The 26,036-nt window shown below is 70.0% G+C and carries 28 protein-coding genes; 9 read left to right on the top strand and 19 right to left on the bottom strand.

The annotated features are described in order from the left end of the window. The 4 genes from ACFQW8_RS12995 to ACFQW8_RS12980 are packed head-to-tail and all read right to left on the bottom strand — an operon-like array spanning position 1 to position 2,644. Complete coding sequence (locus tag ACFQW8_RS12995) at positions 1-429, bottom strand: hypothetical protein (RefSeq protein WP_380087975.1); 429 nt, start codon at positions 427-429, stop codon at positions 1-3. Positions 430-433: 4 nt separating this feature from the next. Next, a complete protein-coding gene (locus ACFQW8_RS12990; protein ID WP_380087972.1) occupies positions 434-1,183 on the bottom strand; it encodes an SDR family NAD(P)-dependent oxidoreductase in 750 nt (249 codons plus the stop codon). Next, positions 1,176-2,396 carry an AMP-binding protein gene (locus ACFQW8_RS12985; RefSeq protein WP_380087969.1) on the bottom strand — a complete coding sequence of 407 codons (1,221 nt, stop codon included), beginning with the start codon at positions 2,394-2,396 and terminating at the stop codon, positions 1,176-1,178. The genes ACFQW8_RS12990 and ACFQW8_RS12985 overlap by 8 nt, the downstream gene beginning before the upstream one ends. Continuing rightward, positions 2,393-2,644: a phosphopantetheine-binding protein gene (locus tag ACFQW8_RS12980; protein WP_380087967.1), complete on the bottom strand. Its 252-nt coding sequence runs from the start codon at positions 2,642-2,644 to the stop codon at positions 2,393-2,395. The genes ACFQW8_RS12985 and ACFQW8_RS12980 overlap by 4 nt, the downstream gene beginning before the upstream one ends. A gap of 100 nt (positions 2,645-2,744) precedes the next feature. On the opposite strand from ACFQW8_RS12980, the gene pseH reads away from it, so the two are divergent. Continuing rightward, a complete protein-coding gene (gene pseH, locus ACFQW8_RS12975) occupies positions 2,745-3,236 on the top strand; it encodes a UDP-4-amino-4,6-dideoxy-N-acetyl-beta-L-altrosamine N-acetyltransferase (RefSeq protein WP_380087966.1) in 492 nt (163 codons plus the stop codon). 29 nt (positions 3,237-3,265) lie between these two features. Next, on the top strand, positions 3,266-4,366 hold the full coding sequence (gene pseI, locus ACFQW8_RS12970) for a pseudaminic acid synthase (protein WP_380087963.1): 1,101 nt from the start codon (positions 3,266-3,268) through the stop codon (positions 4,364-4,366). An 84-nt stretch (positions 4,367-4,450) separates the two neighbouring features. Here pseI and ACFQW8_RS12965 read toward each other — a convergent pair whose 3' ends face one another. Genes ACFQW8_RS12965 through pseB form a run of 3 tightly spaced genes read right to left on the bottom strand, consistent with a single transcriptional unit; the run spans position 4,451 to position 7,748 of the window. After that, the gene (locus ACFQW8_RS12965) at positions 4,451-5,638 is read right to left on the bottom strand and encodes a hypothetical protein (RefSeq protein ID WP_380087961.1); all 1,188 of its coding nucleotides are present in this window, start codon (positions 5,636-5,638) and stop codon (positions 4,451-4,453) included. Position 5,639: 1 nt separating this feature from the next. Beyond that, complete coding sequence (locus ACFQW8_RS12960) at positions 5,640-6,767, bottom strand: DegT/DnrJ/EryC1/StrS family aminotransferase (RefSeq protein WP_380087959.1); 1,128 nt, start codon at positions 6,765-6,767, stop codon at positions 5,640-5,642. 3 nt (positions 6,768-6,770) lie between these two features. Further along, complete coding sequence (gene pseB / locus ACFQW8_RS12955) at positions 6,771-7,748, bottom strand: UDP-N-acetylglucosamine 4,6-dehydratase (inverting) (RefSeq protein ID WP_449274539.1); 978 nt, start codon at positions 7,746-7,748, stop codon at positions 6,771-6,773. A 212-nt stretch (positions 7,749-7,960) separates the two neighbouring features. On the opposite strand from pseB, the gene ACFQW8_RS12950 reads away from it, so the two are divergent. Then, the gene (locus tag ACFQW8_RS12950) at positions 7,961-9,001 is read left to right on the top strand and encodes a PseG/SpsG family protein (RefSeq protein WP_380087955.1); all 1,041 of its coding nucleotides are present in this window, start codon (positions 7,961-7,963) and stop codon (positions 8,999-9,001) included. Between the two features lie 26 nt (positions 9,002-9,027). Further along, on the top strand, positions 9,028-10,419 hold the full coding sequence (locus ACFQW8_RS12945) for a cytidylyltransferase domain-containing protein (RefSeq protein ID WP_380087953.1): 1,392 nt from the start codon (positions 9,028-9,030) through the stop codon (positions 10,417-10,419). Between the two features lie 4 nt (positions 10,420-10,423). Here ACFQW8_RS12945 and ACFQW8_RS12940 read toward each other — a convergent pair whose 3' ends face one another. From ACFQW8_RS12940 to ACFQW8_RS12930, 3 genes are all read right to left on the bottom strand, one after another. After that, positions 10,424-11,173: an ABC transporter ATP-binding protein gene (locus tag ACFQW8_RS12940; RefSeq protein ID WP_380087951.1), complete on the bottom strand. Its 750-nt coding sequence runs from the start codon at positions 11,171-11,173 to the stop codon at positions 10,424-10,426. Further along, complete coding sequence (locus tag ACFQW8_RS12935) at positions 11,173-11,970, bottom strand: ABC transporter permease (protein ID WP_380087949.1); 798 nt, start codon at positions 11,968-11,970, stop codon at positions 11,173-11,175. The genes ACFQW8_RS12940 and ACFQW8_RS12935 overlap by 1 nt, the downstream gene beginning before the upstream one ends. Before the next feature lie 70 nt (positions 11,971-12,040). After that, on the bottom strand, positions 12,041-13,075 hold the full coding sequence (locus tag ACFQW8_RS12930; protein ID WP_380087947.1) for a glycosyltransferase family 2 protein: 1,035 nt from the start codon (positions 13,073-13,075) through the stop codon (positions 12,041-12,043). A 96-nt stretch (positions 13,076-13,171) separates the two neighbouring features. On the opposite strand from ACFQW8_RS12930, the gene ACFQW8_RS12925 reads away from it, so the two are divergent. After that, positions 13,172-14,470 carry an LCP family protein gene (locus ACFQW8_RS12925; RefSeq protein ID WP_380087945.1) on the top strand — a complete coding sequence of 433 codons (1,299 nt, stop codon included), beginning with the start codon at positions 13,172-13,174 and terminating at the stop codon, positions 14,468-14,470. A 21-nt stretch (positions 14,471-14,491) separates the two neighbouring features. On the opposite strand, the gene ACFQW8_RS12920 is transcribed toward ACFQW8_RS12925, so the two are convergent. Both ACFQW8_RS12920 and ACFQW8_RS12915 read right to left on the bottom strand, forming a co-directional pair. Next, positions 14,492-15,655 carry an acyl-CoA dehydrogenase family protein gene (locus ACFQW8_RS12920; RefSeq protein ID WP_380087943.1) on the bottom strand — a complete coding sequence of 388 codons (1,164 nt, stop codon included), beginning with the start codon at positions 15,653-15,655 and terminating at the stop codon, positions 14,492-14,494. 60 nt (positions 15,656-15,715) lie between these two features. Next, on the bottom strand, positions 15,716-16,732 hold the full coding sequence (locus tag ACFQW8_RS12915; RefSeq protein ID WP_380087941.1) for an LLM class F420-dependent oxidoreductase: 1,017 nt from the start codon (positions 16,730-16,732) through the stop codon (positions 15,716-15,718). On the opposite strand from ACFQW8_RS12915, the gene ACFQW8_RS12910 reads away from it, so the two are divergent. Further along, entirely contained in the window at positions 16,731-17,249 is a 519-nt protein-coding gene (locus ACFQW8_RS12910) for a CoA-binding protein (RefSeq protein ID WP_380087939.1), read from the top strand. The genes ACFQW8_RS12915 and ACFQW8_RS12910 overlap by 2 nt on opposite strands. Before the next feature lie 2 nt (positions 17,250-17,251). Here ACFQW8_RS12910 and purE read toward each other — a convergent pair whose 3' ends face one another. After that, complete coding sequence (gene purE, locus ACFQW8_RS12905; protein ID WP_380087937.1) at positions 17,252-17,803, bottom strand: 5-(carboxyamino)imidazole ribonucleotide mutase; 552 nt, start codon at positions 17,801-17,803, stop codon at positions 17,252-17,254. Beyond that, on the bottom strand, positions 17,800-18,972 hold the full coding sequence (locus tag ACFQW8_RS12900; protein ID WP_380087936.1) for a 5-(carboxyamino)imidazole ribonucleotide synthase: 1,173 nt from the start codon (positions 18,970-18,972) through the stop codon (positions 17,800-17,802). Before ACFQW8_RS12900 ends, purE begins: the two co-directional genes overlap by 4 nt. 96 nt (positions 18,973-19,068) lie before the next feature. Here ACFQW8_RS12900 and ACFQW8_RS12895 point away from each other — a divergent pair, with 96 nt between their 5' ends. After that, positions 19,069-19,587, top strand: a complete 519-nt coding sequence (locus ACFQW8_RS12895; protein WP_380087935.1) for a GtrA family protein — start codon at positions 19,069-19,071, stop codon at positions 19,585-19,587. A 39-nt stretch (positions 19,588-19,626) separates the two neighbouring features. Here ACFQW8_RS12895 and ACFQW8_RS12890 read toward each other — a convergent pair whose 3' ends face one another. The 4 genes from ACFQW8_RS12890 to ACFQW8_RS12875 are packed head-to-tail and all read right to left on the bottom strand — an operon-like array spanning position 19,627 to position 23,192. Next, positions 19,627-20,646, bottom strand: a complete 1,020-nt coding sequence (locus ACFQW8_RS12890; RefSeq protein WP_380087933.1) for a sensor histidine kinase — start codon at positions 20,644-20,646, stop codon at positions 19,627-19,629. A gap of 6 nt (positions 20,647-20,652) precedes the next feature. Continuing rightward, a complete protein-coding gene (locus ACFQW8_RS12885) occupies positions 20,653-21,330 on the bottom strand; it encodes a response regulator transcription factor (protein ID WP_380087932.1) in 678 nt (225 codons plus the stop codon). Positions 21,331-21,358: 28 nt separating this feature from the next. Next, positions 21,359-22,417 (bottom strand): adenylate/guanylate cyclase domain-containing protein, encoded by a 1,059-nt coding sequence (locus ACFQW8_RS12880; RefSeq protein WP_380087931.1) that lies wholly within the window; start codon positions 22,415-22,417, stop codon positions 21,359-21,361. Between the two features lie 13 nt (positions 22,418-22,430). After that, positions 22,431-23,192 (bottom strand): biotin--[acetyl-CoA-carboxylase] ligase, encoded by a 762-nt coding sequence (locus ACFQW8_RS12875; RefSeq protein ID WP_380087929.1) that lies wholly within the window; start codon positions 23,190-23,192, stop codon positions 22,431-22,433. A gap of 24 nt (positions 23,193-23,216) precedes the next feature. On the opposite strand from ACFQW8_RS12875, the gene ACFQW8_RS12870 reads away from it, so the two are divergent. Beyond that, positions 23,217-24,857 carry an acyl-CoA carboxylase subunit beta gene (locus ACFQW8_RS12870; protein ID WP_380087927.1) on the top strand — a complete coding sequence of 547 codons (1,641 nt, stop codon included), beginning with the start codon at positions 23,217-23,219 and terminating at the stop codon, positions 24,855-24,857. Continuing rightward, entirely contained in the window at positions 24,854-25,126 is a 273-nt protein-coding gene (locus tag ACFQW8_RS12865; protein ID WP_380087925.1) for an acyl-CoA carboxylase epsilon subunit, read from the top strand. Before ACFQW8_RS12870 ends, ACFQW8_RS12865 begins: the two co-directional genes overlap by 4 nt. An 87-nt stretch (positions 25,127-25,213) precedes the next feature. Here ACFQW8_RS12865 and ACFQW8_RS12860 read toward each other — a convergent pair whose 3' ends face one another. Then, positions 25,214-25,870 (bottom strand): MOSC domain-containing protein, encoded by a 657-nt coding sequence (locus ACFQW8_RS12860; protein ID WP_380087923.1) that lies wholly within the window; start codon positions 25,868-25,870, stop codon positions 25,214-25,216. Positions 25,871-26,036 lie beyond the last annotated feature (166 nt).

Raw genomic sequence — 26,036 nt, 5'->3', positions numbered from 1 at the left:
TCAGGACGTCGTGGTCGAGACTCCGTAGGCCACCACGAGGTCGCCTTCCTGCCTGACGGCATACGTCACTTCTCTGCCGTCGATGGTCACCGGGCTTGCGCCCACCGGTCCCCGGGCAGCGAGCACGATGATCGGCACCTCGCCGAGCTTGGCGCAGATTTCGGTGGCGCACCAGGCGCTCCAGAAGCTGTCGTGGGCGTCCCAGAGGCCGCGCCATCGTCGCCGCAGGTGGGTCGGCACAGGCTGCGCCGCGATCTCGGCGTCCACGGCACGGGTCTGACCTTCGTGCGCCGGCGGTGACCAGCACACGATCCGGCCGTCCGCGAGACGTGAGTGCGCGCCACCGGTGCACGTGTGCGACGCGGCGGGCTCGACGACCAGCGGCGAGCGCATCGCCTCCAGCAGGCGCGCGTCCGCCAGGTCGGTCACGTCCTCAGATGCTGCCGCCACCGTCGACCGTGATGACCTGGCCGTTGATGTTGGTGTCATCGAAGAGGAGCGAGTGCACGACGGGCACGATGTTGGTCGGCTCGACGAGCCGTCCTGACGGTGTGCGGCGGGTGATCGTGTCGAGCTGGGTCTGGCCCAGCACCGACGACATCTCGGAGGCGAAGAACCCCGGCGCGACGCTGTTGACGAGCGCCCGGCCATGCATCTCACGCGCCAGGGTGCGCATGGCACTGTCCAGCCCACCCTTGGTGGCCGAGTAGGCCACGAGACCGGAGTACCCGCGCTGGGCGCAGACCGACGTCACCATGACGATGCGACCACGGTTGCCCTTGGCCATGATTCGGCGAAGGACCGCACGGGTGAGCAGGAGCGGAGCGGTGAGGTTGGTGTCGATGATCCGTGCGATGTTCTCGGGTGAGGTGTGCACGTGCAGGCTGTCCTGGCCCGCCGCCGCGTTGTTGACGAGTGCGTCGATGGGTCCGAGCGTCGCCTCGACCTGCTTCAGGAAGGCAGCGACAGCCTTGTTGTCGGTGATGTCGACTGCCGCAGCCACGACGGAGTCAGGATGGTCGGTGGCGAGCTGCTCGAGCTCTGGAGTCACCGTCCGGGCGAAGGCCGCGACCTTGGCGCCCTGGGCGAGGATGTCCTCCACGATCGCGAGGCCGAGGCCGCGAGAGCCCCCGGAGACGACGACGACCGAGGCGGGTCCGATGGGAGGAAGGGTGTCAGACATCGCTCTTCAGAGTCTCCTTGATGGGGATGGCGTCCAGGAACCGGATGCGCCGGGGGACGGAGTATTCGGGGAGGCGCTCGGCGCACCACCGGGTGAGCTCGGTGTCGGTGGCCGGGGCCTCGAGGACCACGTCGGCGGTGACGATGTTGCCCACGATGGGAGCCTTGCGTCCTCGCACGGACGCCCACGCCACGGACGGATGGGCCTGGAGGGCATCGCGCACCGAGGATGCCGAGACCTTGGCTCCACCCACGTTGATCTCGTCGCTCGCGATGCGCCCCGTGATGACGACGCGGTCCTCGACGATCTCGACCCGGTCGCCCGTGCGCAGTCGAGCATCGATGCCCTCGGCACGTTTCGGGGAGTCGATGACGAGCTCGCCGTCCTCGACGCTGAGGGTCGCCCGGCCAGGCGCCTCGCGGTCCAGCCATGCCTGTGGGAAGCCCGCGCGTCCGTCGTGCACGGCGATGGTGGCACCGGCCTCCGAGGAGGCGTAGATCCACGAGACCCGGGCCCCGGGAAACATCTCGGCGAGCCTGGTGAGGATCGCCTGGTCGACCGGCTCGCCGCCGAGGGTGACCTGCTCCAGCGGCAGTGCCGCCACGCTCTCGGGGTCGCGATACAGGGCCTGGCGCCAGAAGGTCGGGGTGCCCGACGCTGCGGTGACACCGGCGTCCAACGCGCGCGCCGGCCACGTGTCGAGCTCACTCGGCTCGACGAAGACGATGTGCTGCTCGGGCTGGGTCAGCCCCAGGGTGACGAGCTGCCACCAGGCGTAGGCCCCGTGGGCATAGGGGCACAGCCAGGTGCGAGGGGGCTGTTGTCCGCCCACCGTGGTGAGCGAGTCCAGGGTGTGGGCGACGCGCTTGGGTCGGCCGGTGCTCCCACTGGTGAGCAGCCAGATGCGGCCCGCGCTGAGGGGGCGCTCCGCCGTGGCCGGCAGCACCTCGTCACCGTCGACCACCGTCAGGCCCGAGGCGCGCAGCTCCTCGACCAGCTCGGGAGTCTTGCGGCTGCGCGAGGCGATGAGCAGCTCTCCGTCGCCCCGCCCCAGGTGCGCCGAGATGGCGCGAGCGGCTTCGAGGTTGTCCCCGACCAGGACCGCGGCAGCGGCAGGAAGGGCGAGGGGCTCGAGCTCGCCCCACGTCCACGTCCTGGCAGCTGTGACGATCCGGTTGGCAGCGCCAACCGGATTCGAGCCACCGGACGTCACGCTGCTTGCAGCTGCTCGAGGAAGTCGAGCACGTCGGAGATGGTGCGGATCTGGCGCAGCTCGGGAGCGTCGAAGTTGAGCTCCTCCCCGATCTCGTCCTCGACCCGGAGCGCCAGCTCGGAGAAGTCGAGCGACCGGAAGCCGATCTGCTCCAGAACGGCGGAGTCCTCTGCGGGAATGGACTTGCCCTGCGCAGCCAGGACGTCAGCCATGATGCCCCGAAGTTCGTTCCGGCTCAGTGCACCCATGAATCCACCTCAAAGTCGGGAAGTTGGTTTCGGATAGTCTACCCGTCACGAGGGCGCGCCCAGATCGGCGTGCCGCACCGCCAGACCCGCAAGGAGCACGATGCTGCGTCCTGCCACGGATGCCGACAGCGCCCAGATCCTTCAGTGGCGCAACCACCCCGAGGTTCGCGCGGTCTCCCTGACCCAGCACGAGATCTCGGCCGAGGAGCACACGCGGTGGTGGGAGGCGACCAACAGCACGGACACCCGTGAGGTCTACATCTTCGAGCGGCACGACGTGCCGTCCGGTGTGGTCACGTTCTTCGACATCGACCGGGACAGCCGGACCGCCTGGTGGGGCTACTACCTCGACAACGCCGGGCTGAGCGAGCGCGGTGAGCTGCTCCCTGCCTGGATCGAAATACAGCGGCAGGCCAAACGGTTTGCCTTCGAGCAGCTCGACCTGGACACGCTCGAGGGCGAGGTCCTCGAGGCCAACGACGCGGTGCGGCGGTTCAACAAGCGCAACGGCTTCGCTGAGATCGGCGCCTCGGTCCGGGACGTCGACGGCACTGCGACGAACGTGATCCGCGTGCGCGCGACGCGCCACTGACACATCCACACTTCTGAGACGAGAACGCCATGACCGACTCCACCACTGCCCCCGTCGACCCCGGCGCCTCGCGCCCCGCCACGGCATCGCTCACGATCGGATCCCACGAGGTAGGGCCGGACGCCGCGCCGTTCATCATCGCCGAGATGTCGGGCAACCACGACGGTTCCCTCGACAAGGCGCTCGACATCGTCCGGATGGCTGCTGACTCGGGCGCCCACGCCGTGAAGCTCCAGACCTACACCGCCGACACGATCACCATCGATGTCGACGCACCGGCCTTCCGCCTCTCCTCGGGTCACGAGCTGTGGGGATCGCGCCGGCTCTACGAGCTCTACCAGGAGGCGCACACGCCGTGGGAGTGGCATGAGCCGATCTTCGAGCTCGCCCGCGAGCTCGGCATCCTGGCCTTCTCCTCACCGTTCGACCCGACAGCGGTGGAGTTCCTCCACGATCTGGACGTGCCGGCATACAAGATCGCGTCCTCCGAGATCGTCGACCTGCCCCTGATCCGGCACGCCGCGTCCAAGGGCAAGCCCCTCATCATCTCGACCGGCATGGCGTCGGTCGGCGAGATCGCGGCCGCCCTGACCGCCGCGCACAGCACCGGCAACGACCAGGTGATGCTGCTCAGCTGCACCGTGAGCTACCCCGCCGATCCCGCCGCGTCCAACCTGCGCGGAATCCCGGTGATGCGCGAGGCCTTCGGGGTGCCGGTGGGTCTGTCCGACCACACGGCCGGCATCGGCGCCGCCGTGGCCTCCATCGCCTTCGGGTCCTGCCTCGTCGAGAAGCACGTCACGATGTCGCGCGAGGGTGGGGGCGTCGACTCGGCCTTCTCCCTCGAGCCGGTCGAGCTCGCCGCCCTCCGCCGCGAGACCGAGGTCGCGTGGCAGGCCCTGGGCCAGCCACGGATCGGGGCTCGTGCCGCCGAGCGTGAAGGACTGCGCTTCCGGCGCTCCCTCTTCGTCGTCGAGGACGTGCGCGCGGGCGACCCGGTCACCCCGGCCAACGTCCGATCCATTCGCCCCGCAGGCGGCCTGGCACCTGATGACTTCAGTCGCGTGGAAGGTCGCCTCTTCCGCAAGGACACCGCCAAGGGCACGCCCATGGACTGGGACCTCGTCTGAGCGCTTCCCGGCTGGTTGCTCTCCGGCGGGTCACGTTCACTGCTCGGTGACTCGCGCCTCTCGGCGCAGCCATGGCCGCTCAGCTCAGCGGGCGGTCCCCTCCGGGGTGGGCGGGGGTGCCGGGTGCGTTGCGTCGGGCGGTGAGGCATCGCCCGACGCCGCTGTGCTGGAAGAGGCATCGGCCGCAGTGGTCGTGTCCGAGTCCAGCTCGCGATCGCCGGAGGCGGAGCCCTTGGTGTCAGGGCGGTCGGTCGGGTCGTCGCTGTCGACCTGGTCAGCATCGCCGTCCGCGAGCCAGATCGTCTCGACCATGGCCTGCTCGGCCCCGGCCGGCCCTGTGTGGCTGTTCGCCCTGGACCTGCGACTGAGGGCGAAGAAGCCTGCAGGAAACTCCCGTGACGGAGCCGGGGGCGGCGCCGAAGGGTGCGGACCCATGGTCTTGGTCCAGCCGAAGGCGTCGATGACCTCCTCGGGGTGCAGCACGTCCTGGGCGCCGAGCTCCTCGTCGGCGACCGACCTGGCATAGTCCATCGGGATGGACACCTGGTGCATCTCGGGCCACATGCGACGCGGCTTGCCGACGCCGCCGAGGATCGCGTGGTCGGACTCCAGGGCCATGGGGTCGCCATAGATCCCCGCCTCGACGCCTGCGGCAGCGGCATAGAGGATGGCGCTGCTCATGCGGTTGGAGACGACCCTCTTGTGGCGTCGCATCTCGTCGAGCTGGCGGTAGAGGAAGGCCACGTCCGTGTCCTTCCAGAGGAAGCCCCGCTGCCCGTGCGTGATGACCCGGACCCCGGCGTCCTCGTACTCGCTGCGCACCTTGGGGTTGTCGAACTCGTTCCAGTGCAGGCAGACAGTGATCGGGACATCGCCCTCAGTGCTCTTGATCTCGTCGATGTATGCCGCGTGGTTGCCGACCACCTGCTGTCCCTCCCATCCGTGGAAGGGGTAGACGATGGTTCCCTCACGCTCCTGCGCGGTGTTGCCCGCCTGCGTGAGCCAGCGCTCCTGCTGCTCCATCCGCAGGAGGTAGAGCCACGGCGCGGCCACGAGCCGGTAGTCGCGCAGCCCTGCGGCCCAGCCCCGGCGGGCGCACGCCTGCGACCAGACCAGCTTGGGGTAGCCCGGCGCGAAGACGGTTCCGACGGCGAAGCCGTCATGCATGTTCCACCCGTGCTGCAGGTAGCCCCAGATGCGCAGGGGCTCCTCGAGCCCGACGTAGCGCGCCATGATGTGGGCATGGCCGTAGAAGTGGTTCGCGTGGTGCATGTCAGCCTCGGACTGCGCGGTGCACGGCGTCGATGACGTGGTCGATGTCGCTGTCGCGCAGCCCCACGAACATCGGCAACGAGATCTCCTCGCCGTAGAACTTCTCCGCGACCGGGAACTGTCCGCGCCGGTAGCCCAGGTCCTCGAAGACCGGGTGCCAGTGGGCGGGCATGTAGTTGACCTGGACGCCCACCCCGTCGTTGCGCAGGGCGTCGAAGACCTCCCGTCGCCGACCCTCGAGCACACGCAGCGGGTAGAGGTGCCAGATCGGGTCGACGTGTTCCCGCTGCGTCGGCAGGCGCACTCCCTCGAGTCCGGCCAGACCCTCTTGGTAGCGCGCGAAGATCTCTGCGCGCCGCGTCTTGAACGCGGTTAGCCGACGCAGCTGTGAGAGGCCGAGGGCGCACAGCACGTCGGGAAGCCGATAGTTCAGTCCGACCTCGTGGACCTCCTGGTGCCACGGCCCCTCGTCGGGGTGACGCATGCGCTCGGGGTCACGCACCAGCCCGATGAAGTGGAACTCGTGAGCGCGCTGACCCAGCTCGCGGTCGAGGGTGGCGACGGCGCCGCCCTCGGCACTGGTCAGGTTCTTGGTCGGGAAGAAGGAGAAGGTCGTGATGTCCGACAGGGACCCCACGGGGCGACCCTTGTAGGTCGAGCCGATCGAGTGAGCCGCGTCCTCGAGGAGGAGCGTGCCCGTGCGTTCCGTGATGGGGCGCAGCTCGTCGATCTCGATGGGGTGCCCGGCGTAGTCGACGCCGGCCACGACCTTGGTGCGCTCGGTGATGGCGTCCTCGACAAGAGCCGGGTCGATGTTGAGCGTGTCGTCCTCGACGTCGACGAACCGCACCTTCGCGCCGAGGGCCATGGCGGAGGTGGCCGTGGCCACGAACGTCATCGGAGTCGTGACGACCTCGTCGCCAGCGCCCACACCTGCTGCGGCGTAGCCGATGTGCAGCGCAGCCGTCCCGCTCGTGCAGCTGACGCAGCGCGTGGCTCCGGAGAGGTCCTCGAGCGCCTTCTCGAAAGCCGTCACCGTGGGACCGGTGGTCAGCCAGTCACCCCGCAGCACCTCGACGACAGCCTCGATGTCGGACTCGTCGACGGACTGCCGACCATAGGGGATCACGCGTCAGACCTCGGTCTTGAGGATGGAGATCATCTCCTCGCCAGAGAACCAGCGGTCGTTGTTGTCGGAGGTGTAGTGGAAGCCGTCGGCCACCGCCTCGCCACCCTGGGGAGCGGTGTAGCCCCACGACGCGAGGTCCGGCTGCAGGACGTAGCGATCGCCGATGAGCAGGGCGCGGCGGCCCTCCTCCGCCGAGATCATCTCTTCGTGCAGCTTCTCGCCGGGGCGCAGGCCGATCTCGTGCATCTTGGCCCCGGGCGCAACGGCCTGGGCGAGGTCGACGATCTTCATCGAGGGGATCCGCGGGACGTAGAGCTCGCCGCCCTGCATCTGCTCGAACGAGTCGGTCACGAACCTCACGGCCTGGGGCAGCGTGATGAAGAACCGGGTCATGCGCAGGTCGGTGATGGGCAAGGACTCCCCCGCCTCGGCGAGACCGCGGAAGAACGGGATGACGGAGCCGCGGCTACCCATGACGTTGCCGTAGCGGACGACGCAGAACCTCGTGGGGTATGCCGCGGCGTAGTGGTTGCCGGTGATGAAGAGCTTGTCGGCAGTCAGCTTGGTCGCGCCGTAGAGGTTGATCGGCGAGGACGCCTTGTCGGTCGAGAGCGCGACGACCTTCTTGACCCCGGCGTCGATGCAGGCCTCGATGACGTTCTGCGAACCGACGACGTTGGTCTGGACGAACTCCCACGGGTTGTACTCGGCCGTGTCGACCTGCTTGAGGGCCGCAGCGTGGACGACGTAGTCGACACCGTGCATGGCCCGGTTGAGGCGGTGCTGGTCACGGATGTCACCGATGAACCAGCGAAGACGGGGGTCGTCACCGAACTTCTGGCGCACCTCGTACTGCTTCAGCTCGTCACGGCTGAAGATGACCACGCGCTTGGGGTCGTGCTTGGCCAGGACCTCGGCGATGAAGGCCTTCCCGAAGGAGCCCGTCCCGCCAGTCACCAGAATCGACGAACCCTCGAGCATGCTCACGAACAGACCTCCACAGCTTGATGACCACGACATCCACCATGGCGGGTTCGCCGGCGGCCAGCTCCTCGTCACGGCGGCCGCCGATGCGACCGGCCCGATCGCCTGACGGAGGCGACGCGAGCGAGGCTCAGGCTAACATCCACGTGATGCCCATCCCCTCCCCAACACCCCCAGGCCACCGGCTGCGTCACCTCCCCGATGTGCACGTGGGACTGCGGTGTGACGCGTCACCCGCCACGGGCGTCGGCCATCTGGCCCGCTGCCTGGCGTTGGCCGACGAGCTGGGCACTCGCGCTGTCACCGTCACCCTCCTCGGACGCATCGACGGCGCGCCCTGGCTCGTCCGCGCGGTCGCGGACCGCGGACTGGACGTCGTCCCGGCTCCCGACGACCCGGTCGAGCTCGCCTCGCTCTGCGCTGACCTCGGCCTCGACGGCCTGGTGCTCGACGGCTACACCTTGGACCCCGGTTCCGGCCGGGCAGCGCGCGATGCCGGTCTGACCGTTCTCGCACTGAGGGACGGGCCCTTCGGTGCCGCGCAGTCCGCCGACATCCACCTCGAGCAGAACCTCGGGGCCACTCCGGTGGAGACCCTCACCACGGGTGAGCTGTCCCTCGCGGGGGTGGAGTTCGCCCTCCTGCGCGACGACGTCCTGCGGCACCGCCGAGATCTTGCCGCGCCTTCCGAGCCGTACTCACCGCCCTCGCCGCCCAAGGTCCTGGCCTTCTTCGGCGGGACCGATGCAGCCGGCGCGGCTCCGACCGTGGCCTCGCTCGTGCTCGCCACCGCGCTCCCCCTCGAGCTCACGGTGGTCGCGGCGACGCCGGAGATCGCCGACGAGCTCACCGCTCTCGAACTGCCGGCCCACCAGCGGCTCGTCGTCATCGCACCGACACCCGAGATCGCGGCTCTTGCAGCCGGCGCAGACCTCGTCGTCACGGCCTCTGGCTCCTCCGTGGGCGAGCTGCTCGCGATCGGTTCGCCCACGGCCGTCCTCACCGTCGCCGACAACCAGCTGGTCGGCTACACGACGCTCGTCGAGCACGGTGTCGTGGCACCGCTGGGAAGTCTGGATGCCCTTCGGCACGACGCCGACGCGGCCACGACCCAGCTCCGGGAGCTCCTGAGCAGCCCCGAGGCCCGCCTCGGGCTGGCCCGGCGCGGTCGCGCCCTCGTCGATGGCCGTGGACGCGAGCGGGTGGCCGACGCACTGCTGGCCGCCATCGAGGCCCGTCCTGCCCCATGAACCGAACCGAACCCGCAGGAGACACCGTGCGCCGCACCCGAGTCGTCATCCAGTCCCGTCTCAACTCGTCGCGACTGCCCGGCAAGGCGATGCTGACCGTCGGCGGTTTGCCGCTCATCGAGCTGGTCGCCCGTCGCGCCTCCCGCGGTGGTCACGAGGTCGTCGTCGCCACGAGCGTCGAGGACTACGACGGCCTGATCGCCGAGCACCTGGAGTCCGTGGGGATCTCCGTCGTGCGCGGTTCACTGGACGACGTGCTGGGCCGCTTCGTCGTGGCCTGCGAGGGTCTGACCGACGACGACTTCGTCGTGCGCCTGACCGGCGACAACCCGGTGGCCGATGCCGACCTCGTCGATGAGCTGATCGAGTCCACTGTCGCGTCGGGTCACGGCTATGGCCGGGTCGACATGGAGGCGGTCCCGGAGGGTCTGGGCGCCGAGGTCTTCACGGCAGGCGCGTTGCGCGAGGCCGCCGCGAAGGCAGTCGACGCCTATGACCGCGAGCACGTCACCCCGTGGCTCATCCGGACCTTTGGCCAGCACAGCTTCGCTCCGGTGGACGCACCCACCGACATCCATGCTTTCAGGGCCACGGTCGACTCCCTGAGTGACTACGTCCGGGTCTCGCGACTGTTCGACCGCACGCAGGATGCCGTCTCCGTGCCATGGCGCACCGTCATGGAAGCCCTCCGGCGCGACGTCGAGTCCCGGGGCGCGCTCGTGCCACGCAAGGACGCCTCGCTCGGCGGCCAGTCCTGCCTCGTCCTCAGTGCCCGCACCTTCGCGACCGGTGGGGCCGACGGCCAGAGCCGGAGCCAGCGGGCCGCCGACCTGCGCTCCCTCCTTGCCCGTGCCGTCGAGCTCGGCGTCAGCCATGTCGACGTGGCCTCATCGGACACCGGCGCGGCCGAGGCCCTCGTCGGCGCCACCGAACCCGCGTTGACCCGTCGACTCAGGACGATCCTGCACGTCGACGCCGAGGCGGGTCAGTTCCCGTATGCCGTGGAGCGCGCCTTCGCTGCGCTCGGCCGACGATCCGTCGCCTGCCTGGTCGTGCCCTCCTCGGGCGCCCTGGCGGACGTCTGGCAGGTCGCGCGCGAGTACGCCGCGGCCGGAACCGTCCATCGGATCGGACTCGTCGTCACCACCCCCGGCGAGCTGGCGGCGGCTGTCGAGCTGCCCGACCTCGGCTACCTGGAGGTGCGCGGGGGCGGCGGGGCTGCCTGGGCGCGCGAGCACGACGACGCACTCACTCGACTCGCCGAGACCGGTGTGGTGGTCAGCGTCGCCCTCGGCGACGCCGCCGAGGCGACCGCTCTCGACCTCAAGGCAGTGCTGAGGCCCCCGTGGGCGACCTCCCTCGTCATCGCCTGCGACGACCAGGAGCAGCTGGTCTCCGTCATCGCCGCTCTCACGTGACCGGCTAGGACGCGTTGTCGGCCTTGTAGGACTTGAGGATCGTGTCCATGGGACCGTCGTCGACCAGCTCGCCCGAACGCAGGTAGATGCCGCGGGTGCAGAACCGACGAAGGTCGGGCTCGGAGTGCGAGACGAGGAAGAGGGTCTTGTCCTGCGCGAGCAGCTCCTCCATGCGCTTGTAGCACTTCTCCTTGAAGTTGGCGTCGCCGACGGCGAGCACCTCGTCCACGAGGATGATCGGCTCGTCGAGGGTGGTGATGACGGCGAACCCGAGGCGGACCTGCATCCCGGAGGAGAAGTGACGGAAGGGCATCTCCAGTCCCTCGCGAACCTGGGGCCCCGCGAACTCGACGATCTCGTCGAACCGCTCGTCGACCTGGTCCTTGCTGAGCCCGTGCAGTCCGGCCGTGAGGTAGATGTTCTCGCGGGCGGAGAGCTCGCCGAGGAAGCCGCCGGTCAGCTCGATGAGCGGAGCCACCCCGCCATGGATCCGGGCGTGACCCTCGTCCGGGATGAGCACTCCTGCGATCGTCTTGAGCAGGGTGCTCTTGCCCGTGCCGTTGGACCCCACCAGGCCGACGGCCTCGCCGTGGCCGACCGTGAAGTTGATGTTGTGCAGCGCCCAGAACGTCTCCGACGGCGCGCTGTTGCGTCCGAGGAAGACCATCTCCCGCAGGGAGAGGTTGCGACGCCGCGAACGATAGAACTCGATACCGAGGTTCTCCACCTCGATCATCACGTCGTTGTCCTGCATCAGATCTCCTTGAGGACGGAGCGCTCAAGGCGCTTGAAGACGGTCAGGCCGACCACGAGGGAGACCAGCGTGAGGACGACGCTCGTGATGATCGGCTGGGGCACGAGGGGTTCGTCGAACAGGCCCGCGCGATAGATCTCGAGGACCCCGCTCATCGGGTTGATCCAGAGCACCATGCGCAGGGACTCCGGCACGGTGTCGAGGCTGTAGATGACGGGGGTGCAGTAGAAGGCCATGCGCATGATGATGCGCACGACGCGCTGCGTGTCCTCGACGAGAACCGTCAGCGGCGCGAGCAGCAGACCGATCCCGATCTGCACGAGGAACTGCAGGGCGAAGCCGATCGGGAGCAGGACGAGGCGCCAGTTCAGCGAGGCCTCACCGGTGACGAGGTAGAAGATCGCGAAGGCGACGAGGATCGGCAGCGAGAGGAGGTACTCGACGCCCTTGGCGATGACGACCCGGATGACCCACAGCTCCCGCGGGAGGCTGGTCGACCTCACCAGCTTCGCCTCGGAGAGCAGGGCGCGGGAGGTCTCGGTGACCGAGGAGCTGAACCACTGCCAGGCGAGCAGGCCCACGAGCAGGAAGAGGAAGTAGGGGTGATGGCCGGCGTCGGGGCGCTTGAAGATCACCGCGAAGATCATGAAGTAGATGAACGCCATGGCCAGCGGGTCGATGATGGTCCACAGGTAGCCGAGAACGCTTCGCGCATACCTCACCCGCAGGTCTCGTCGCACGAGGGTCTGGAGAATTTCTCGACGCGCCCACAGGGCCTTCAGGCGGCCAGTATCCACCGATTGCACACTCCTCGATCCCGGAAACCACAAGGCCGCTCAGTCTGGCACACGGCTTGGGGCGGCACGTTCAGCCGCCCGCTCGACGCCCGAGGTGCCGAGGGCTCGTGACGAAGCCGAGCCCCCACGACCAGTGCATCGTCGCGAGGACGACCGGGGTGAGGAGTCGGGTCCGCACGGGTTCGCCGCCGCTGATCGCGACTCCACCGAGGCCGACACCCACGACGTATGCCGTAGGCACCAGAAGCGCTGCCGGCCAGACCAGTGCCGCGAGGGTGGCGGCCGTCGTGCCGACGACCATGACCGGGGGCGCGAGGTAGCGGGGGTTGAGCGTCTCGGGGTGCTCGCGCGCGACGACCCGGCGCCACCGGCCGTACTGGAAGTACTGGCGGGCCAGGGCTGCCACCGTCGACCGCGGCCGGTAGGTGACCTCCATGTCGGGGGTGAACCAGACGGTGCCACCGGTCTGCCGCAGCCTGAGGTTGAGGTGCCAGTCCTGCGTCCGGGTGTATCGCTCGTCGTAGCCACCGACGCGCTCGAGGGCGCTGCGGCGGAAGGCGCCCAGATAGACCGTATCGACCGGACCCGCTCCCCCGCCGACGTGGAACGTGCCGCCACCGACCCCGATCCGGCTGCGCATCGCGCAGGCCACGGCCCTCTCGAAGGCGCTCCGTCCCACCGCCTTCATGAGACCACCCACGTTGTCGGCGCCGGTCTCCTCGAGCGTTCGGACGGCGGCCGCGACGTAGTCGGCGGGGATCTCGGCGTGACCGTCCACTCGCACGATGAGGTCGTGCCGGGCCGCGCCGATGGCGGCGTTGAGGGCCGACGGGGTGCGCCCGGTGGGGTTGGCGACGGTCCGCACCCGGGTGTCGGAGGCCACGAGGTCCGCAGCCACCGCGTCGGTGTCGTCGGTCGACGGACCGAGGGCGAGGACGACCTCGAGGTCACCGGCATACGACTGCCTGAGCACCTGGCCGACGGCGTCGCGGAGGTGTCGACCCTCGTTGAGGACGGGGATGACGACGCTCACGGCCGGCAGCCGCGGGGCGCCGTCCCGACGGCCCCTGTCGGCCTCGCCCACAGGGCCGGAGTGCTCACTCATTGGGTCGATCATCCCCCAGCGGCGGTCGGTGAATGGCGAGGAGGGGGTCGGCGCGCCGTTTTGCTTCTCCGGCAAGGGTGAGCGGAGGATGAGCCCGTGTCCGAACGCCCGCCTCGCGGAGACGACGTCCGACCGATCCGCCCACCGGACCGGCCGCGTCGTCCCCCTCGCGACGCCGAGGACGACGACGAGGTCTACACCGTCGACACCCGTGGGCGGCGTCCGCCGCCCCGGACCGCGCGGTCGGCGGGCGGTGCCCGCCGGCAGGCACCTCGGCGGGCACCGCTGGACGCTGAGCGCGGCGCGCCCGGTCAGGACCGTGGCACGCGACCCGTCGCCGTGGCGGACCCGCGTCGCCAGGGTCCCTCGCGCGGCGGCCGCCCGGTGGCCGAGCCGCTCGACGAGGGCCGGCCGCGTCGCCGTCGACGGTGGTGGCGGCTCGTCCCGCTGCTCGTCGCCCTCTGGCTGGCCTTCCTCGTCCTCACCCCGTTCCACGCGTGGAGCTCGGTCTCGCGTGTCGACGACGCCCCCGGTGGCGACCGGCCGGCCGAGACGCCGGGCAACACCTATCTGCTCGTCGGCTCGGATGCACGCGACGACCTCACGGCCGCCGAGCGCAGGGAGCTCGGCACCGGCAACGCCGAGGGTCGGCGCACCGACTCGATCATGCTCGTGCACGTGCCGTCCGGCGGTGGCAAGTCGGCCATCATCTCGATCCCACGCGACAGCTTCATGCCCATCCCGGGCCACGGGAGCAACAAGGTCAACGCCGCCTTCTCCATCGGCGGGCCCCAGCTGCTCGTCCAGACCCTCGAGCAGGTCACCGACCTGCGCATCGACGGCTACCTCGAGATCGGCTTCGGCGGGTTCAACGCGGTCGTCAACAGCCTCGGCGGCGTCGACATCTGCGTCCCGTTCGACATGGACGACCCCAAGGCCCACATCAACCTCAAGAAGGGCTGCCAGACGCTGGACGGCAAGAACGCCCTCGGCTTCGTGCGCGCCCGCTACTCCGACCCCCGGGGCGACATCGGCCGTGCCGACCGCCAGCGACAGTTCCTCGCGGCGATCATGAAGGGCGCGGCGACTCCGTCGACCGTCCTCAACCCGTTCCGCTACTGGTCGTTCACCCACACGGCCGCCGGTGCGGTGGGCGTCGGCGAGGACACTTCGTTGAGGGACGCTGCCAACATCCTGCTCGCCATGCGGGGTGCCGGCAACGACTCCACGCTCAGCCTGACCGTGCCGATCGAGAGCGCGAACTACCAGACGTCGGCGGGCTCCTCGGTCAAGTGGGACACCGAGCGCGCCCAGGCCCTGTTCACCATGCTGCGCGAGGACCAGCCGCTCGAGGCTCCCCCGGCCGGCACCGACGGCAAGCCCTCGCGGGGCTGACCGACGGTTCCGGCCTGAGGGCTACTTGAGGACCTGGCGCGCCATGACGATGCGCTGCACCTGGTTGGTGCCCTCGTAGATCTGGGTGATCTTGGCGTCGCGCATCATCCGCTCGAGCGGGAAGTCACGGGTGTAGCCCGCCCCACCGAGGAGCTGGACGGCGTCGGTCGTCACCTTCATGGCGACGTCGGAGGCGAAGCACTTGGCCGCCGCGCCGAAGAAGGGCAGGTCGGCGTCGCCACGCTCGGACTTCGCGGCGGCCACGTAGACCATCTGGCGCGCGGCCTCGAGCTCCATCGCCATGTCGGCGAGCATGAACTGGATGCCCTGGAACTCGGCGATGCTCTTGCCGAACTGCTTGCGCTCCTTGACGTAGGCCAGGGCGTGGTCGAGCGCCCCCTGCGCGATGCCGACGGCCTGGGCGCCGATGGTCACGCGGGTGTGGTCGAGGGTGCGCAGGGCGATCTTGAGGCCCTCGCCGGGCCGGCCGACGATGCGGTCGCCGGGGAGGCGCACGTCGTCGAAGATCAGCTCACGCGTGGGGCTGCCCTTGATGCCGAGCTTGCCCTCCTTCTCACCGAAGGTGAAGCCCTCGTCGGACTTCTCGACGACGAACGCGCTGATGTTGCTGCCGCGAGGGCCGTCGGGGTCGGTCACTGCGAGGACGGTGTAGTAGTCGGAGACACCGGCATTGGTGATCCACGACTTCTGGCCGTTGAGGATCCAGTCGTCCCCGTCAGCCCTGGCGCGGCACTTCATCGCAGCGGTGTCGGAGCCCGCCTCGCGCTCGGACAACCCGTAGGAGAAGGAGGACCTGCCCTCGGCCAGCGGCGTGAGGTAGGTGCGCTTGAGCTCCTCTGAGCCGGCGAGGATCACGGGCATCGAGCCGAGCTTGTTGACGGCCGGGATGAGCGAGGAGGACGCGCAGGCGCGAGCGACCTCCTCGATGACGATGCACGTGGCGAGGGCGTCGGCGCCGACGCCGCCGTACTCCTCGCCGACGTGCGGGGCGAAGAAGTCGGAGGCGACGAGCGCGTCGTGCGCCTCCTGCGGGTAGCGCGACTCCTCGTCGACCGCCGCCGCGAAGGGAGCGATCTTGGCCGCCGCCAGGTCACGGACCGCTTCGCGGATCGCTTCGTGGTCCTCGTTGACCTGGAACAGGGGGAAGTCGCTCGATGCACTCACGGCGTGATCCTACCGACGCGTATGCCGCCCGCCCGCCGGATCCGGTGTGGCACCGCCCACTCAGCGCAGGGCGGGGATGACCTCGCGCTCGAACAGCTCGACGCCGGAGAGGTCGTAGGCGGACTCGATGAAGTTCGTGATCGCGTAGGTCATCCCGAGGTCCTGCAGGTCGGCGAGCGCGCCGGCCACCTGGTCGGGCGTGCCGACGGCCGGGCCCTCGCGGTTGGCCTTCATCGTCCGCGCGACCGCCTCCTCGGGCACCCCCCCACTGCGGAGGTGGTTCTCGATCCAGCGCAGGCGCTCCTCCACCTCCCTCTCGTCGCGCCCGATGATGACGTTGAAGTCCGCTGACCGCGTGATCGAGTCGAAGTCGCGGCCCACGTCGGCGCAGTGCTGCTTGAGGACCTCGCTCTTGTGCCTGAAGACCTCGGGCGTCCCGTCGAAGTTCGTGTAGTCGGCGTACTCGGCCGCGATCCGCAGCGTCTTGCGCTCACCTCCGCCAGCGATCCACATCGGGATGCCGTTCAGCGCCGAACCCTCGAACGCGGTGCCCTGCAACGGCCTCGGGAAGCACATGGCTCCGTCGACCTGGTAGTGCTCGCCTGCATACGTCGCCGTTCCGGTCGTCCACATCTGACGGAAGATCTCGACCCCCTCGCGCAGGCGCGCGAGCCGCTCCCCCGCGCCGGGGAAGCCGTAGCCGTAGGCGCGCCACTCGTGCTCGTACCACCCGGCGCCGATGCCCATCTCGAGCCGGCCCTCCGAGATGACGTCGACGGTCGCGGCGACCTTGGCCAGGTAGGCCGGGTTGCGATAGCTCATGCACGTGCACATCTGGCCGATGCGGACCCGGCCCGTCACGGCCGCGAAGGCCGCCATGAGCGACCACGCCTCGTGCACGGCCTCCTGCGTGGGGTGCGGCACCGGGTGGAAGTGGTCGAAGACCCAGATCGACTCCCAGTCGCGGATGCCGTCGGCCCGCCTCGCCAGTCCTGCCATCACGCCCCAGTGCTGGGCCGGCTCGATGCCGACGAGGTCATGGCGCCAGCCCTGGGGGATGAAGAGTCCGAATCGCATGGCCTCAACTCAACCTGCCAGCCCTCTCGGCCGCAAGCCCCCGCGCTGGGTGCATGATGCCAAGGTGACCTTCAAACACCGCAACGACCCCGATCTCATCCGCGAGCTCCTCAACGACCCCGGCACCTGGGTCGTCGTGGGCCTGAGCAACCACGTCGAGCGACCGGCATACGGCGTCTCGCAGTGGCTCAAGCACGAGCTGCACAAGGGCATCATCCCGGTGCACCCCAAGGCCGAGACCGTCCACGGGCAGCAGGGCTACGCCAGCCTCGCGGACATCCCCGACCAGGACGTCAAGGTCGTCGACTGCTTCGTCAACTCCACCCACGTCGGCGCGGTCGTCGACCAGGCCATCGAGCACAAGGACCGGCTGCAGATCGACGCCATCTGGATGCAGCAGGGCGTCGTCGACGAGGCCGCAGCCGGTCGGGCCCGCGAGGCCGGGCTCGACGTCGTCATGGACACGTGCCCCAAGATCGAGTGGCCCCGGGTCAAGGGCGAGGGCTCGGCGCGCTGACCTCAGTCGTCCTGTTCGGCCCGGCGCCGGCGCAGCGCCTCACCCTTGGCGTGCGCCTGGTTGCGCAGCCCCTTGCGGAACTCCCCCATCTCGGCACGCAGTCGAGCGGCCTCCTCGCCCTCACCGGCGCCGAGGATGCGGGCCGCGAGCAGTCCGGCGTTGCGGGCACCGCCCACTGACACGGTCGCGACCGGCACGCCGCTCGGCATCTGCACGATCGAGAGCAGCGAGTCCATGCCGTTGAGGTGCTCCAGGGGCACGGGCACCCCGATGACCGGCAGCGAGCTCACCGACGCGAGCATCCCCGGCAGGTGGGCCGCACCCCCTGCGCCGGCGATGATGACCCGCAGCCCGCGCTCCTCGGCGTCCAGCCCGTAGGCGATCATCTCGTCGGGCATCCGGTGGGCCGACACGACCTCGACCTCGTGGGCGATGCCGAAGTCGGCGAGCACCTTGGTGGCGAGCTGCATCACCGGCCAGTCGCTGTCGCTGCCCATGACGACGCCGACGACGGGCGTGGCCTCGGCGGACCCAGAGCTGTTCGTGCCTGTCATTCCAGGATCACTCCCTCGATGTAGTCGGCGGCGTGGCGCGCGCGCTCGCGCAGGTCGGCGAGGTCCTCGCCGCTGACGTTGACGTGCCCGATCTTGCGACCGGGACGCACACCCTTGCCATAGAGGTGCGCCTTGATCTCCGGGTCCCGAGCCATGACGTGACGGTATGCCGGAAAGAGGTCGTGGTGCTCACCGCCGAGGATGTTGCCCATCACCGTCCAGCGGTGCCGGGGCCTCGGTGAACCGAGCGGCAGGTCGAGGACGGCCCGCAGGTGCTGCTCGAACTGGCCGGTGACGGCGCCGTCCATCGACCAGTGGCCACTGTTGTGCGGGCGCATCGCGAGCTCGTTGACGACGAACTCGCCGCCGGGCAGCTCGAAGAGCTCGACGGCGAGGACACCGGTGACGCCGAGCTCACCGGCGATGCGCAGCCCGGCCTCGGTGACACGCGCCGCGAGGTCGGGGTCGAGGTCGGCGGCGGGCGCGATGACCTCGGTGCAGATGCTGTCGGTCTGCACGGTCTCGACCACGGGCCACGCGGCGGCCTGCCCGGACGGGCTCCGGGCCAGGAGCACGGCGAGCTCACGGGTGAACGGCACCTTCTCCTCGAGCAGCAACGGCGAGTCCTCGGCCGCCGCGCGCTTGAGCCAGTCGGCGAGCTCAGCCGACGAGCCGACGACCCTCACCCCCTTGCCGTCGTAGCCACCGCGTGGGGTCTTCGCGACGACGGGCCAGCCCACGTCCTCACCGAACGCGTCGACGTCAGCGGGCGTTCGGGCCGACACCCAGCGCGGGCACGGGATGGCGAGCGCCGTGAGCCGCTTCCGCATGGCCAGCTTGTCCTGGGCGAAGACGAGGGCCTCGGGCGTCGGGTGCATGGCGACCCCTGCCTGCGCCAGCGCGGCCAGCACGTCGGCCGGGACCTGCTCGTGGTCGAACGTCACGACGTCGCACTCGCGGGCGAACGCCAGGACCGCCTCGACGTCGCTGTGGGCACCCACCGGAGCCGATGGGATCACCAGCGCGGCGCTGGCGTCGGACGCCTCGGCGAGCACGCTGAGGGTGAGCCCCAGCTCGGCCGCCGGCCCGGCGCACATCCGGGCAAGCTGGCCCGCGCCGACGATGCCGACGACGGGGAATCCTCCGGGGGCGCGCTGGGGGACAGTCACCCCGGGAGGATAGCGGCGCGAGGGGCGCACACGGCATACCGGGATGGTGTCGGCCGGAGACGCACCGCGACGTCTGCCGCCGGTTAGGCTCGCTCGGTGACGTCCACGCCGCCCGCAGGGGGCCCGATCGACCGGCTCCGGGGAGCGATCGACGTGCTCTATCGCGAGGTCATCAAGTTCGGGGTCATCGGGCTGCTCGCGTTCGTCATCGACATGGGCAGCTTCAACCTGCTGCGCCACACCGTCCTCGAGGACAGGCCGACGGCGGCGGTCATCATCTCGGCCTCGCTCGCCACCGCGTTCGCGTGGGTCGGCAACCGCACCTGGACGTTCCGCCACCGGCGCAACCGCCCCGCCCACCACGAGGCGGCGCTCTTCGCCGGGACCAACGGGGTCGCGCTGCTCATCCAGGCCGCGGCCGTCGCGTTCTCCAACTACGTCCTCGGCTTCGACTCGCTCGCGGCCGACAACGTCGCCAAGGTCGTCGCCATCGGGCTCGGGACGCTCTTCCGCTTCTGGGCCTACCGCCGGTTCGTCTTCGCCGGCGAGCCGATCGAGGTCGACCAGTCCCCGCTGGCCGACCTCAGGCACCACCCCGAGGACACGCACTCCTGAGCGCAGGCCCGCCGACGACGGACGCTGCGGGTGCCTCGGTCAGTCGTCGGCTTCGGAGAGGAAGACGGCAAAGACGGCGGGCTGGGTGCTGACCAGCTCGAGCCGCCCTCCGTTGTCCTCGGCGAGGTCTCGCGCCAGCGTCAGCCCCAACCCGGAGCCCGAGGACGACACCGACCGCTCGAAGATGTGCGGCGCGATGGTGGGTCCCACCCCCTCGCCCTCGTCACCGAGCTCGATGACGACCGACGGCCCCGCGCGGCGGGCGGCGATGTCGACCGTGCCCCGGCCGTGGGCGAGGGCGTTCTCGATGAGGGTCGAGACGATCTGGGCCAGGGCCATCGGCGTGGCACGGACCCGCAGGCCGCGCTCGCCGTGGATGCGCATGCTCCGCTTGGACGCGGCGAAGGCCGGCTGCCACTCCCGCTGGAGCGAGGCGAGCACGGCGTCGAGCGAGACACTGGGTCGCGTCGGGTCGCTGACCCGCGTGCGCCCCATGAGGTCGTCGACGACCTTGCTGAGCCGCTCCACCTGACCGATGGCGACCTGCGCCTCCTCCTGCACGACCGCGAGGTCGTCGGTCGAGGCGATCTCGTCGAGGCGCATGAGCAGCGCGGTCAGGGGGGTGCGGAGCTGGTGGGAGGCGTCCGCCGCGAAGTCGCGCTCGGCAGCGAGGTTGCGGGTGACCTGGTTGGCGCTGCGCGAGAGGACGTCGCTGATCCGGTCGAGCTCGCCGATGCCGGAGTCGAGGGGCAGGAAGCGCGACTCACCGGCGCCGAGCCGCTCGGCGCGGGTCGCCAGCTCGGTGAGGGGGTCCCCCAGGATGCGGGCCTGACGCTGGGCCACGAGGAAGCCGGCACCGAGCCCGAGCAGACACAACCCGATGACCCCCGCGCTCAGCACCGCCGCGGAGCCGAGACCCGACAACGAGCCGATGAGGTCCTGCCGAGTGGGGTCCGAGAGAGCCGCGACCCACCAGGCGAGTCCGAGGAGCGGGACCGCGAGCAGCGCGAGCGTGGCACCGACTGCAGCAAGCGTGGACCTCAGCAGGAGCCGACGCATGGGCCGTCACTCCCCCGCAGGGTCGAACCGGAAACCGACACCACGGATCGTCGTGATGTAGCGCGGCTGCATGGCGTCGTCGCCGAGCTTCTTGCGCAGCACCGAGATGTGCATGTCGAGGGTCTTGGTCGAGCCGTACCAAGCGGTCTCCCACACCTCACGCATGAGCTGCTCGCGCGAGATGACCTTGCCCTGGTTGCGTGCCAGCACCCGGAGCAGCTCGTACTCCTTGGCCGTCAGCTGGATCTCCTCCTCGTGGAGGAAGACGCGCCGCGACTCGGCGTCGACCCGGATGTCGACCTGCCCCGTCGGGACCGCCTCGGGGATGCCCCGCCGGAGCAGGGCGCGGGCGCGGGCGAGGAGCTCGGCCAACCGGAAGGGCTTGGTGACGTAGTCGTCGGCTCCCGCGTCGAGACCGACCACCGTGTCGACCTCGTCGGCGCGGGCCGTGAGGACGAGGACGGGCACGGTGTGCCCCTCGCCGCGCAGCCGGCGACAGACCTCGAGCCCGTCCATGGTGGGCAGGCCCAGGTCGAGGACGAGGAGGTCCGGGTTCTCGCGGGCCGCCTCCAGCGCCTCGCGTCCGTCGGCGCGGACGATCACCTCGTAGCCCTCCCGCCTCAGCGCCCGGGCCAGGGGCTCCGAGATCGCCGGGTCGTCTTCGGCGAGCAGCACACGAGTCATGCCGGTGATGCTAGTGGGCGGGGGTCGTTCACGCGTGCTGATCCCACGGCCGGTCGCGCCGCGCACCGCTCGACCGGGCCAGCTCGAAGGGGGTGATCGAGCCGATCCCCCGCAGGTGGCGACGGCGCTGCTCGATCATCGAGAAGCCCGACAGCGCACCGAGTGCGCGCGCGACCTCGTCGTCGACGAAGACCCGTCCGGGCGGGGTGACGGCCGTGAGCCGGCTCGCCCGGTTGACCGTCGTGCCGAAGACGTCCCCGAGCCGGCTGATGACCTTGCCGAACGCCATCCCCACGCGCACGTCGGGCAGCAGCGGGTCCTCACCCATGGCGTCGACGAGGTCGAGACCGATGGCGGCGGCGGCGTCGGCGTCCACGTGGACGAAGAGCACCTCGTCGCCCACCGTCTTGATGACGCGGCCTCCGTGAGTGGTGACGACGTCGCTCGCCAGCTCCTCGAACCGCTGCACGAGCGTCGCGAGCTGCCTCTCGGTCATGCGCCGCACGAGGGAGGTGAAGTTCACGAGGTCGGCGAACCCGACGACCCGCAGCGGCGCGCTGGGGTCGTGGTCGGTGTCGCGGGCGTCGGCGAGCATGCGGGTGATCGCGGCCGTGAGGTGGCGTCGCCACACATAGACCATGAGGGGCTCGAGCTGGTCGACGATCTCGACGAGCACGGTCGCCGCCGCCTCGGCCACCCCGCGGTCGGGCACCGACCGCGCGTCCTTCTCGCCGATCTCGGCCTCCTGCTCGGGCGGCGTGAGGTACTCGGCCACGAGCTGCGTCTGCCACACGGCGAGCCGGTCGGAGGTGCGGGCGAAGGCCCGCGTCATCGACAGGGCGAGGTCCTCCTCGAGGTCGTTGTCGCGGATGAGGTCGGCGACCCGGCGCAGCGCGTCGAGGTCGGCCTCGGTGAACATCAGCTCTTCGTCGTCGACGATCTGGAAGCCCAGGGCGTGCCAGAGCTTGCGTGCCGACATCACCGACACCGCCGCCTCGCGGCTGATCTCGCGGCGACCCATCGTCGCGGGACGACCGAGCAGCCGTTCCTCGACCTCGGCCTCGAGGTCGCGCGGGATGTCGGTCACCTGAGCCCTCCCCTCATCGGACGTGGACGACGTCACCCGCCGCCACGGCATACGGACCGTTGTCCGTCCTCAGGCACAGTCTGCCGTCTGCGTCGACCTCGGTCGCGACTCCCTGCACCTCACCGTTCGGCAGGTGCGCGACGACGGTGCGTCCGAGCGTGCCGCAGGCGGCGGCGTAGGCGGAGCGGACGGCATACGGATCGTCGTCCAGTCTGCGCAGCAGCGTTGCGAGAGAGACGAGGTATGCCGTGAGCACCCGTTCGCGGCTCACTCCCGGTGCGCCGGCGAGACGCAACGACGTGGCGGTGTCGACGGGCAGGTCGACGCGCTCCTGGTCGATGTTGATCCCGGTGCCGACGACGACGCCGACCGGGGTGACCTCGGCGAGGATGCCCGCGAGCTTGCGGTCTCCGTCGGCGGGGACGAGCAGGTCGTTGGGCCACTTGAGGCTGACCGTGACGCCACCGACCTCCGTGAGTGCGTCACGCAGCGCGAGGCCGACGACGAGCGGGACCCAGCCGAGCGGAACGCTGTCCGGGCGGGGCACGAGGACGCTCGCGGCGATGCTCGTGCCGGGTGTCGTGGTCCACGCGCGATCGAGGCGGCCGCGACCGGCGCGCTGCTCCTCGGCGGTGACGACACGCCACGGTCGGGGGTCGCGGGCGAGCTCGGCGTTGGTGGAGTCGACGGACGCGTGCACCTCGACCGGGAGCCACGGTGGACCGGGTGTGATGAGGGACGCATCCATCGGGCGGGAGGCAGCAGGAAGGGTCACGTGACCAAGGCTAGAGTCGCCACCATGGCTCAGACGGACACCCAGCCCACGGGCGGAACCGACCTCCCCCCTGCGGATGCGGGCATCGACATCCACACCACTGCCGGCAAGCTCGCCGACCTCAAGCGAAGGGTCGGGGAGGTCGCCCACGCGGGGTCCGAGCGGGCCGTCGAGAAGCAGCACGCCCGCGGCAAGAAGACCGCCCGCGAGCGCCTCGCGATGCTGCTGGACGAGGGGTCGTTCGTCGAGATGGACAAGTACGCCCGACACCGTTCCGTCGCCTTCGGCCAGGATGCGAACCGGCCCTACGGCGACGGCGTCGTCACGGGCTACGGCACGGTCGATGGCCGGACCGTCGCCGTCTTCGCCCAGGACTTCACGGTCTTCGGCGGGTCACTGGGTGAGGTCTTCGGCGAGAAGATCACCAAGGTCATGGACTTCGCGATGAAGGTCGGGTGCCCGGTGGTGGGTCTGAACGACTCCGGGGGTGCGCGCATTCAGGAGGGTGTGGCCTCGCTCGGTCTCTACGGCGAGATCTTCCGCCGCAACGTCCACGCGTCCGGCGTGATCCCGCAGATCTCGCTCATCATGGGCCCGTGTGCCGGTGGCGCCGTCTACTCGCCGGCCGTCACAGACTTCACCGTCATGGTCGACCAGACCTCGCACATGTTCATCACCGGACCCGACGTCATCAAGACCGTCACCGGTGAGGACGTCGGCTTCGAGGAGCTGGGTGGCGCGAGGACGCACAGCTCCAGGTCCGGTGTCGCGCACTACATGGGCACCGACGAGGAGGACGCCGTCGAGTACGTCAAGGCCCTCCTGTCCTACCTGCCGTCCAACAACATGGAGGAGCCGCCGTCGTTCGAGGACGGCGAGCTCTCCCTCGAGGTGACCGACGGGGACCGCTTCCTCGACACGATCATCCCGGACAGCCCCAACCAGCCCTATGACATGCACCAGGTCATCGAGTCCGTGGTCGATGACGGCGACTTCCTCGAGGTGTCGCCGCTCTTCGCGCCCAACATCGTCATCGGGTTCGCCCGCATCGAGGGTCGTTCCGTCGGCGTCGTCGCCAACAACCCGATGCAGTTCGCCGGAACCCTCGACATCGACGCGTCCGAGAAGGCTGCCCGGTTCGTCAGGACGTGCGACGCGTTCAACGTGCCGATCCTGACGCTGGTCGACGTGCCGGGCTTCCTGCCGGGGACGGACCAGGAGTGGGACGGCATCATCCGGCGCGGTGCCAAGCTCATCTATGCCTATGCCGAGGCGACGGTGCCGCTCGTCACGGTCATCACGCGCAAGGCCTACGGCGGTGCCTATGACGTCATGGGGTCCAAGCACCTCGGCGCCGACATCAACCTCGCCTGGCCGACGGCGCAGATCGCGGTCATGGGCGCCCAGGGCGCCGTCAACATCCTCTACCGCAAGCAGCTCGCCGCGGCCGCCGAGCGGGGCGAGGACGTGGACGCGGCTCGGCAGAAGTTCATCGCCGAGTACGAGGACACGCTCGCCAACCCCTACGTCGCGGCCGAGCGGGGCTACATCGACACGGTCATCACGCCGTCGAACACCCGGATGAACGTCACCAAGGCGCTGCGGGCGCTGCGGACCAAGCGCGAGACCCTCCCGCCCAAGAAGCACGGAAACATTCCCCTATGACCTCTTCGCAGGCTCAGAGCCCAGGGGGACCCGGCCCTGTGACCTCCGAACCGGATCCGGTTGCCGCACAGGCGATCGAGGTTATCGGCGACGCGACGCCAGAGCAGGTCGCGGCCCTCGTGGCGGTCCTGTCGGCAGCGTCAGGTGGGGCGGGCGATGAGGTGCCCGTGCGGCATACGTCGCGCTGGTCGGCACCAGCAGGACTCGTTCGTCGCCCCGTGACCCCGGGCAGCCGAGCCCAGGGCACCTGGCAGCACTCCCTCCGCTGAGGCCCGTCCCGAACCCACCCACATTGGACGGTTGGGGACGGACACCGAACACCAGCACGACCGCACGCCGGTATGCCGTCCGCTCGCCTACTGCTCCCAGCGCGCCAGCTTCCTGGCCAGTTTTGCGTGCTCCTTGTCCGGCATGACGCGCTCGGCCAGGACCTTGCGGGCGAGCTCGCGGTCACCCATGAAGGCCCGGAACACCTCGGGTGGGGTGAGGCCGTGGGCCGGGCGGGACAGCACCTCGATGCCGTCTCCCGGCCGGATCGTCCCGGACTGCGTCACGGCCAGGTAGGCACCGGTCCGGCCCCGCGCCGCGAACGCCTTCACCCAGCCACGCACACCCATGTGCGCCGCAAAGGTCGCGCACGGCTCGCGAGGTCCGGTCACCGTCAGGACGACCGACGATCCGACCCGCCACTGCTCCCCGACGACTGCGGCGTCGACGTCGAGCCCCTCGGTGGTGAGGTTCTCGCCGAAGGTGCCCGGCGCGAGCTCCCGACCGAGATCAGCGGACCACCAGTCCAGCTCCTCCCGCGCGACGGCATACACGGCTTGGTCCGTGCCCCCGTGGTGCCTGAGGTTGACGACGGTGTCGTCCTGCACCCCGCTCGCACCGACACCCTTGGGTCCGGGGTCGAAGACGGCGATCTCGTCGGTGGGGTGCTTGTCGATCCCCGTGAGCCTGTTGATGATCCCGGCGACGGGGCGGCCGGTGTTGACGGAGAGCACGCGGGCGGTCATGGCCGCAGCCTAGGTGTCACTGTGGATGACTCAGAACCGGATTTTCGTCGGAGCCGCCAGAGTGTGGCGATGTCTCATCGTCATCCGGGCGGAGCACCTCTACGACGAGCCGGACGTGAGCTCGGGACGGAAATGGTGCGGAACCAGCGAGCGCCTGTGGGTAGCG

It is taken from the genome of Knoellia altitudinis (assembly GCF_042666355.1).
GTDB classification, from domain to species: domain Bacteria; phylum Actinomycetota; class Actinomycetes; order Actinomycetales; family Dermatophilaceae; genus Knoellia; species Knoellia altitudinis.
This window is presented reverse-complemented; position numbering and strand designations above follow the sequence as displayed.